Below are 9,073 nucleotides of genomic sequence, written 5' to 3'. Positions count from 1 at the left end.
ACCCACACGAATTGCTTGATTCAGTTGTTAAAGAGCGGTGGGTTGAGCTGTTCGCTGAACCGAGGCGCGCATTCTACAGCAGCGCCAGTTGCTGTCAAGTGATTATTTGAGAAGTTTTCAAGGCTTTTCGTTCAAAAAACGCTTCAACTTCAACCACTTGCGCTGTCGACCTATCGACAGCGGGAGGCGAATTCTACAGCGTTACACGCTGCTGTCAACACCTCTTTTACAGCGCTTCCGGGCTTCGATGAACTGAAGACCACATCGTTCTAAATCTACTTAACTCACTGAATGAAAAGGAGTTTTTCGTTTCGACCGCGTCGGAAGTGGGGCGAATTATAGGCCCATGGAATTCGCCGTCAACCCTTATTTTCATTTTCTGCCGAGAGGATCAGAAGGGCGCTTCTATATAGAATGGATAGAGCGGGGCGCCTAGAGCACCCCCGCCTCGCGCAACCCGGCCACCGTTTCCGGTGTCAGGTTCAATACCCGCCGCAAGACCTCCAGCGTGTGCTCGCCCAATAGAGGAGGGGCATTGCGATATTCCACCGGCGTCTCTGAAAGCCGAATAGGACTCGCCACCTGCGGCACTCGCCCGGCCAGTACATGAGGCAGCTCAATAGCCAGCCCCCGCGCCAGCACCTGGGGATCGGCAAACACCTGCGACAAGTCATTGATCGGACCGCACGATACACCAGCCAACTCCAACTGCGTCACCCACTCAGCCGTCGTTTTGAAGACGGTGACCTGGCGAATCAGCGGAATCAAAACCGCCCGATTCGCCACTCGCGCCGCATTGCTGGCAAATCGCGGATCGTCGGCCCACTGCGGCTGACCAGCCACCTCGGCAAACTTGCGAAACTGCCCGTCATTGCCCACCGTCAGAATGAAGTCGCCATCGGCGGTAGGGAAGTCCTGATACGGGACGATATTCGGATGGGCATTGCCCAGGCGCTTGGGAGCCACCCCGGTGGTCAGGTAGTTCATTGCCTGGTTGGCCAGGCACGCCACCTGTACATCCAGCAGGGCCATGTCGATATGTTGCCCACCGCCGTCGCGATCCCGGTGAGCCACAGCCGCCAGAATCGCTACGGTGGAGTACAAGCCGGTGAGGATATCGGTCAGGGCCACGCCCACTTTCAGCGGACCGGCATCTGCATCGCCTTCGGGCCTGCCCGTCAGACTCATCAGCCCGCCCAGGCCCTGAATCATGAAGTCATAACCGGCACGCTTGGCATACGGCCCGGTCTGACCAAAGCCGGTGATCGAGCAATAAATCAGGTTCGGGTTGAGCACCTTGAGCGACGGGTAGTCCAGGCCATAGGCAGTCAGCCCGCCGACCTTGAAATTCTCGATCAAGATATCGGACTTCATCGCCAGCTCGCGCACCAGCCGCTGCCCCTCGGGTTGCGTGAAGTCGATGGTGATCGATTGCTTGTTGCGGTTGGCTGATAGGTAATAGGCCGCTTCGCAAGTGTTTTTGCCATGGGCGTCCTTCAGGAAGGGCGGCCCCCAGGCACGAGTGTCATCACCGTGACCTGGGCGCTCGACCTTGATCACCTCGGCCCCCAGGTCCGCGAGGATCTGACCGGACCAAGGCCCGGCCAGTACCCGCGACAAATCCAATACCCGCAGATGCGAAAGCGCGCCCATAAACCAAGCTCCTATCAGTAAAACGCCTGAAGGCCGGTTTGTGCGCGCCCGAGAATCAGCGCGTGCACGTCGTGGGTACCTTCATAGGTATTCACCACTTCCAGGTTCACCAAGTGACGCGCAACCCCGAATTCGTCGCTGATACCGTTGCCACCGAGCATATCTCGCGCCATGCGGGCGATGTCCAGGGACTTGCCGCAGGAGTTGCGCTTCATGATCGAAGTGATTTCCACCGCCGCCGTGCCTTCATCCTTCATCCGCCCCAGGCGCAGGCAACCCTGGAGGGCAAGGGTGATTTCAGTCTGCATGTCAGCCAGTTTTTTCTGGATCAGTTGGGTGGCTGCCAATGGACGACCAAACTGTTGGCGATCCAGGGTGTACTGGCGAGCCGTGTGCCAGCAGAATTCGGCGGCCCCCAGCGCTCCCCAGGAGATACCGTAACGGGCAGAGTTAAGGCAGGTGAAGGGACCTTTCAGGCCGCGGACATCCGGGAAGATGTTCTCTTGCGGCACAAAGACGTTGTCCATGACGATCTCGCCGGTGATCGAGGCGCGCAAGCCGACCTTGCCGTGAATCGCCGGAGCGCTCAGGCCTTTCCAGCCCTTCTCCAACACAAAGCCACGGATATCACCCGCATCGTCCTTGCCCCAGACCACAAACACATCGGCGATCGGGCTGTTGGTGATCCACATCTTGCTGCCGGTCAGGCTGTAACCGCCTTCGACCTTGCGCGCCCGGGTGATCATCGCTCCCGGATCGGAACCGTGGTTAGGCTCGGTCAAACCGAAGCAGCCGATCCATTCGCCGCGGGCCAGCTTCGGCAGGTATTTCTGCTTCTGCGCTTCGGTGCCGAACTCGTTGATCGGCACCATCACCAGGGAAGACTGTACGCTCATCATCGAGCGGTAACCCGAATCGACCCGCTCCACCTCACGGGCGATCAGGCCATAGCTGACATAGTTCAGGCCACTGCCGCCATACTCGGTCGCGATGGTCGCGCCCAGCAGGCCGACCTCACCCATTTCGCGAAAGATCGCCGGGTCGGTTTTTTCATGGCGGAAAGCTTCGAGAACCCGTGGCGCCAACTTGTCCTGGGCGAACTGCTGGGCGGCGTCGCGAATCATCCGCTCCTCTTCGGTGAGCTGTTGATCCAGAAGCAGGGGATCGATCCAGTTGAAGCTAGCCTTACCGCCCATGAGAGAGCCCTCGCGAATAGATCAAATATTGTGGGTTGATCCTAGGCGCCACCCGAGGATCCGGCAAACGAGGATTTTGCATGCTGTTGTGCTAATTTCTCACTCCGACACTCTGTTGAACGCGTTCTCGCGCTACATTTAGTGAGGTTGCCGTACATGCGCCGGAAGATCCCCAGCACCGCCGCGCTGATCAGCTTCGAAGCCGCCGCCCGCCACGAGAGCTTTACCAAAGCGGCTGGAGAGCTTTCCCTCACCCAGGGCGCGATTTGCCGACAGATTGCCAGCTTGGAGGAGTTCCTCGGCATCGAGCTCTTCCGGCGTTCAAGACGGGGTGTGAAGCTCACTGAGGCAGGACTGTCCTATAGCCGCCGGGTCGCCACGCAACTGGATGCGGTCGAACGCGACACGCTGTCAGTCATGGGCCAGCAGGGCGCCAACGTGATCGAACTGGCAGTGGTACCGACATTCGGCACTCAGTGGCTGCTGCCGCGACTCAAGGACTTCCAGCAACAACACCCGCAAGTCACGGTCAACCTGACCAACCGTACCCGACCGTTCCTGTTTGCCGATACCGACTTCGACGCCGCCATTTACTTCGGCGATGCCGACTGGTCGGGTACCGAATCCCACCACTTGATGGGCGAGAACCCGATGCCGGTGTGCAGCCCGACCATGCTCGGCGCCCGCCAGAGTCTGAGCGCGCCGCAGATCGCCGACTTGCCACTGCTGCAACAGACCACACGGCCCTATGCCTGGCGCCAATGGTTCAATGCCCAGGCACTGAATATCCCTCGCGACATGACAGGTCCGCGCTACGAGCTATTCTCCATGTTGGCCCAGGCCGCCATGCACGAGATGGGGATTGCACTGATTCCGCCGTTCCTGATTCGGCGCGAATTGGCCGAGAAGCGCCTGGTGATCGCTAACCCCAATGCGCTTTCCAGCATCAAGGCCTATTACCTGATGATTCCCGATCGCAAAGTCGAATCGGCATCCCTAAGGGCATTTCGTGACTGGCTGGTTAGTCAAGCTCGGGGCTACAACCTGCTGACTTGATGGCCTTCAACGACAAGCCAATTTAGTGGCTATAACCATAACGCACTACAGATATAACAAAATATCGCTTTTAAGATAGCCGCTTGCGCAACTGAAATCTTGTACGAAAGTCCCTGATAACAAGGGTTTTAGCCTATTTTTCCCCGGCAGATTCATTGTGCATATTATCGACTCGAAATTTCTCCATTTTCGGCCAGAATTCTTGCGAAGCCGGTATTTTACTGGCTCAAGATCATCTCATGGGGCACTAAGTCACAGGGTGACTTGTAGTTAATATGAAGTTAACTTTCAGAATATCTTGAAGGGTGCAGTTTTCGCCCGAAAAATGCCGCGCCCCGTCGCCAATCGGCGGGATCGTGCTGATCGGCCGCTCCAATCGCACCCCCGTAGTGCGCTGGCCTTCTTATAAAAAAGATCATGCAGGAGATTTGATGTGCACATCGGTGTTCCTCTCGAAACCCAGTCGGGTGAAATGCGGGTTGCCGCTACCCCGGAAACCATCAAGAAGCTGGTCGGCCTGGGCCATAAGGTCACGGTGCAAAGCGGTGCCGGTCTCAGGGCCAGCGTTGTCGACACGGCGTATGAGGCAGCTGGCGCCACCATTGGCAGCGCCACCGAGACCTTTGCCGCCGAGCTGATCCTCAAAGTGGTCGCCCCCAGCGACAGTGAGTTGACGCTGATCCGCCACGGCACCGTGCTGGTGGGCATGCTCAACCCGTTCGACAACGAAACTATCGCCAAACTGGCGGCTAAAGGCATTACCGCTTTCGCCCTGGAGGCCGCGCCACGCACCTCCCGCGCACAAAGCCTCGATGTACTCTCGTCCCAAGCCAACATTGCCGGTTACAAGGCCGTACTGCTGGCTGCCCATCACTACCCGCGCTTCATGCCGATGCTGATGACCGCAGCGGGCACGGTGAAAGCTGCTCGCGTGCTGATCCTCGGTGCCGGCGTGGCCGGGTTGCAGGCCATCGCCACCGCCAAGCGCCTGGGCGCCGTGATCGAAGCCTCGGACGTGCGTCCGGCGGTGAAAGAGCAAATCGAGTCCCTAGGGGCGAAGTTCGTCGACGTCCCCTACGAGACCGACGAAGAACGCGAATGCGCGGTCGGCGTCGGCGGTTATGCGCGACCGATGCCAGCCAGCTGGATGCAGCGCCAGGCCCAGGCCGTGCACGAGCGCGCCAAACAAGCCGATATCGTCATTACCACCGCGCTGATTCCCGGGCGCAAGGCCCCGGTACTGTTGAGCGCCGAGACCGTGGAGCAGATGAAACCCGGCTCGGTGGTCATCGACCTGGCTGCGTCCCAGGGCGGCAACTGCCCGCTGACCGTGGCCGACCAGGTGGTGGTCGAACATGGCGTGACCATTTGTGGCCCAACCAACCTGGCCAGTGAAGTCGCGGCGGACGCCTCGGCGCTGTATGCCCGCAACCTGCTGGACTTCCTGAAGCTGGTCTTCAACAAGGAAGGCCAATTCGAAGTGAACCTCGAAGACGACATCGTCGCCGCGTGCCTGATGTGCCGCGACGGCCAGGTCATCCGCAAGAACGCCTAAGCAGGGATTCAGACGATGCAAGAGCTTATCTCCCCCGGTATCTACAACCTGATCATCTTCGTGCTGGCGATCTATGTCGGTTACCACGTGGTCTGGAACGTCACACCCGCGCTGCATACACCGTTGATGGCCGTGACCAACGCCATCTCGGCAATCGTGATTGTCGGCGCCATGCTCGCGGCGGCGCTGACCGTGACCCCACTGGGCAAGACCATGGGCACACTGGCCGTGGCCCTGGCGGCGGTGAATGTGTTCGGCGGCTTCCTGGTAACGCGCCGAATGCTTGAGATGTTCAAGAAAAAAGCCCCGAAAGCGGTAAAAGAACAGGCGCCGAAGTCATGAGCATGAACCTCGTAACGACGCTCTACCTGATCGCCTCGATCTGCTTTATCCAGGCTCTCAAGGGCTTGTCGCATCCGACCACTTCGCGACGCGGCAACCTGTTCGGCATGCTCGGCATGGCCCTGGCAATCATCACCACCGTCGGCCTGGTGTTCAAGCTCGGAGCCGAGCTGGCAACGGCCGGTATCGGCTACGTGCTGGTCGGCCTGCTGATCGGCGGCACCGCCGGCTCGATCATGGCCAAGCGCGTCGAGATGACCAAGATGCCGGAGCTGGTGGCCTTCATGCACAGCATGATCGGCCTGGCCGCAGTATTCATTGCCATTGCGGCGGTGGTCGAGCCGCAATCGCTAGGTATCGTCAAGCAACTGGGCGATTCGATTCCCGCCGGTAACCGCCTGGAACTGTTCCTCGGCGCGGCGATTGGTGCAATTACCTTCTCAGGTTCGGTCATCGCTTTCGGCAAGCTGTCGGGCAAATATCAATTTCGCCTGTTCCAAGGCGCACCCGTGCAGTTTGGCGGCCAGCACCCACTGAACCTGCTGCTGGGTTTGGCGACACTGGCCCTCGGCGTGGCCTTCATGCTGACCGGCAACCTCGGCGCCTTCGCGCTGATGTTGGCCCTGGCCTTCGTGTTAGGGGTACTGATCATCATTCCTATCGGCGGCGCGGATATGCCGGTGGTGGTGTCGATGCTCAACAGCTACTCCGGCTGGGCGGCAGCGGGCATCGGCTTTTCGCTGAACAACTCGATGCTGATTATTGCCGGTTCGCTGGTGGGGTCGTCGGGTGCAATCCTTTCATACATCATGTGCAAGGCGATGAACCGTTCGTTCTTCAACGTGCTGCTTGGCGGTTTCGGCAACAAGGCCGATGTCGGTCCTGCCGGCGCCAAGGAAGCTCGCCCGGTGAAATCCGGCTCAGCCGACGACGCCACCTTCCTGTTGGCCAACGCCGATACCGTGATCATCGTACCCGGCTACGGTCTGGCGGTGGCCCGTGCCCAGCACGCGCTGAAGGAACTGACCGAGAAGCTGACCCACCGTGGCGTCACCGTGAAGTACGCGATTCACCCGGTGGCCGGGCGCATGCCCGGCCATATGAACGTATTGCTGGCCGAGGCCGAAGTACCTTACGACCAGGTGTTCGAGATGGAGGATATCAACTCCGAGTTTGGCCAGGCCGATGTCGTGCTAGTGCTCGGCGCCAACGACGTGGTCAACCCAGCGGCGAAGAACGATCCGAAGTCGCCGATTGCCGGCATGCCGATTCTCGAAGCCTTCAAGGCCAAGACCATCATCGTCAACAAACGCTCCATGGCCAGCGGCTACGCCGGCCTGGATAACGAGCTGTTCTACCTCGACAAGACGATGATGGTCTTCGGCGATGCGAAGAAAGTCATCGAGGACATGGTCAAGGCTGTCGAATAACACTGGCTGTAGTGCCCGATCGAAAATCCCATCCTTGAGCAAGATGGGATTTTTCTTTGTCAGCGCAAAACCCACCAAAGGCTCTGAATCGAGGGTTGGGACCGGCCTTGGCGACCTGCGCGATGCACTGAGCTGGCACATCAATCTGGAAAAAACCGGGAAAATGCTGGCGGATTGATTGACACAGTTCTCTGCTGGTGCAAACACAGTTTCTTCAGCGGGCGAGCCTTTTGCAGATAACAGACAAAAACTGTACTGCTGTACTGGTCATTTTTCAGCTCAGAACGCCTTCAACCCCTCAACATCACACACAAACGCACCAATATCGGGCGCATAGGTACAGTTGTCTAAATTATGAGCAGTACAGCGCCTATAAACAGTTAACTGGTCCCTCACAATACAGATGAACTGTATCTAGAGAGACTAGGCAAAGAAGAGGATCATTGGCATCAGTTAAACCACTACCTAATCCCGCCATAAGCGGAAGGATGTCAATCATGGAACGTACACTCAGTTCCGAGCTGTTCTACGAAAACACTGCTACCAACGCTCAAGCTACCCTGCCTCTGCGCGTTCTCGCCAACCTGATGCTGTGGCAGCGCCGCATCGCTAGCCGCCATCAACTGGCTCGCCTGGATGCTCGTCTGCTGGCCGATGCCGGTATCAGCGAAGCACAGCGCTACGAAGAGTTGAGCAAGCCGTTCTGGCGCTAAATAGCGCTCGCTGGCCCTGACCCATCGGGTCCACCGCCAGCACCCGAATTGAAAAAACCGAGCCCGTCGCGAGCAATCGCGGCGGGCTTTGTCGTTCCTGGTCCCAGGATTTTCAGGCGGGAATGGAAGAACGTGTCGGCACGTACAGTTTTAAATTATTTGAAAAACAACCAGTACAGTTTATAAAGCTCGATAAAAAGGCCCTGAGCCGACTATCAGGACCAAAGAACCGGCTTTGCGTCGCAGGGAACTGCGCCTACTATCACGGTCATAGGTAGCCTACGGCGCGGAATGTGCGTCTGAGGTTCATCGCTCATCGCGTTGGAGTGGCCGTTGTCGCCTTGTGTCACCGTTCCTATTTCACGTTCAGGAGATTCACCATGTTCCGTTCTCGCCTGCTCAGCGCGGCCGCCCTGTTTTGCATTGCCGCCGCGGCCAATGCCAGCAGCTTCATCGTCACCACCGACTCCCTGGTCGATGCCCTCAAGGCCACCTCCGACGCGACGTCCGACGCCACTTCATCGTTGCGTGACAACAAGATCGTGCGCGCCGCCCAGGACGATGCCGCGAGTTTCGTCGCCAGCGATGGCCAGATCCGCAGCGTGAAGCTGGAAAGCGCGTTCGACACCATTCGACGCCAGGCGCCCCAACTGCAAGCCAGCGATGCGCAACTGGCCCAGGCAATCCTGGCGATCTGAACCAGCGAACTTGCAGGAACGTGGCTCGACCGCTCCTGCAAGATTGCACGATATGTCAACGACAATGGGCGCGCTGGTTCCGATCCATGCATTCCGCTAGCCTTGACGCTCCTTCACTCAGCCATCGAGACCCATGCGTTCACTCTCCTTATTGTTCATAGCACTTTGCTGGATCACGCAGGCCCACGCATTCGACCTGACCACACAAGGCGTTGTTATCAGCGGTTATGCCACCAGCCAGGTGACTACCGCGCCCTTCGACCATAAACTGATAGCGGCCCAGGATGACGCCGCCGCCTTCGTCGCCAGCGCAGGCCAGTGGCGCGGCGCGCAACTGGAGTCAGCCCTGGCCTACCTGCGCCAGACCCGACCAAAACTTCATGCCAGCGACCTTGAACTGGCCGAAGCAATTCTCGTCCAATAGTCACTT

At 58.7% G+C, this 9,073-nt stretch carries 10 protein-coding genes; 8 read left to right on the top strand and 2 right to left on the bottom strand.

What is annotated here, in order from left to right:
• Positions 1 to 432 precede the first annotated feature (432 nt).
• A complete protein-coding gene (locus BMX68_RS06105; protein ID WP_017132099.1) occupies positions 433 to 1,653 on the bottom strand; it encodes a CaiB/BaiF CoA transferase family protein in 1,221 nt (406 codons plus the stop codon).
• Positions 1,654 to 1,667: 14 nt separating this feature from the next.
• Entirely contained in the window at positions 1,668 to 2,849 is a 1,182-nt protein-coding gene (locus BMX68_RS06100; RefSeq protein ID WP_017132100.1) for an acyl-CoA dehydrogenase, read from the bottom strand.
• Between the two features lie 156 nt (positions 2,850 to 3,005).
• Here BMX68_RS06100 and BMX68_RS06095 point away from each other — a divergent pair, with 156 nt between their 5' ends.
• The 8 genes from BMX68_RS06095 to BMX68_RS06065 all read left to right on the top strand — a co-directional run bounded on the left by BMX68_RS06095 (position 3,006) and on the right by BMX68_RS06065 (position 9,067).
• Positions 3,006 to 3,905, top strand: coding sequence for a LysR family transcriptional regulator (locus BMX68_RS06095; RefSeq protein WP_017132101.1), 900 nt, complete (start codon positions 3,006 to 3,008; stop codon positions 3,903 to 3,905).
• Between the two features lie 433 nt (positions 3,906 to 4,338).
• Positions 4,339 to 5,460 (top strand): Re/Si-specific NAD(P)(+) transhydrogenase subunit alpha, encoded by a 1,122-nt coding sequence (locus BMX68_RS06090; protein WP_017132102.1) that lies wholly within the window; start codon positions 4,339 to 4,341, stop codon positions 5,458 to 5,460.
• Positions 5,461 to 5,475: 15 nt separating this feature from the next.
• Positions 5,476 to 5,802: an NAD(P) transhydrogenase subunit alpha part 2 gene (locus BMX68_RS06085; RefSeq protein WP_017132103.1), complete on the top strand. Its 327-nt coding sequence runs from the start codon at positions 5,476 to 5,478 to the stop codon at positions 5,800 to 5,802.
• Positions 5,799 to 7,232 carry an NAD(P)(+) transhydrogenase (Re/Si-specific) subunit beta gene (locus BMX68_RS06080; protein WP_017132104.1) on the top strand — a complete coding sequence of 478 codons (1,434 nt, stop codon included), beginning with the start codon at positions 5,799 to 5,801 and terminating at the stop codon, positions 7,230 to 7,232. Before BMX68_RS06085 ends, BMX68_RS06080 begins: the two co-directional genes overlap by 4 nt.
• Positions 7,233 to 7,266: 34 nt before the next feature.
• Positions 7,267 to 7,410 carry a hypothetical protein gene (locus tag BMX68_RS25830; RefSeq protein ID WP_156430109.1) on the top strand — a complete coding sequence of 48 codons (144 nt, stop codon included), beginning with the start codon at positions 7,267 to 7,269 and terminating at the stop codon, positions 7,408 to 7,410.
• Between the two features lie 319 nt (positions 7,411 to 7,729).
• A complete protein-coding gene (locus tag BMX68_RS06075) occupies positions 7,730 to 7,945 on the top strand; it encodes a DUF1127 domain-containing protein (RefSeq protein ID WP_017132106.1) in 216 nt (71 codons plus the stop codon).
• 380 nt (positions 7,946 to 8,325) lie between these two features.
• Positions 8,326 to 8,643 carry a DUF2388 domain-containing protein gene (locus tag BMX68_RS06070; RefSeq protein ID WP_017132107.1) on the top strand — a complete coding sequence of 106 codons (318 nt, stop codon included), beginning with the start codon at positions 8,326 to 8,328 and terminating at the stop codon, positions 8,641 to 8,643.
• 133 nt (positions 8,644 to 8,776) lie between these two features.
• Positions 8,777 to 9,067, top strand: coding sequence for a DUF2388 domain-containing protein (locus tag BMX68_RS06065; protein ID WP_017132108.1), 291 nt, complete (start codon positions 8,777 to 8,779; stop codon positions 9,065 to 9,067).
• Positions 9,068 to 9,073 lie beyond the last annotated feature (6 nt).

The sequence above is a fragment of the Pseudomonas agarici genome (genome assembly GCF_900109755.1).
In the GTDB taxonomy this organism is placed as follows: domain Bacteria; phylum Pseudomonadota; class Gammaproteobacteria; order Pseudomonadales; family Pseudomonadaceae; genus Aquipseudomonas; species Aquipseudomonas agarici.
This window is presented reverse-complemented; position numbering and strand designations above follow the sequence as displayed.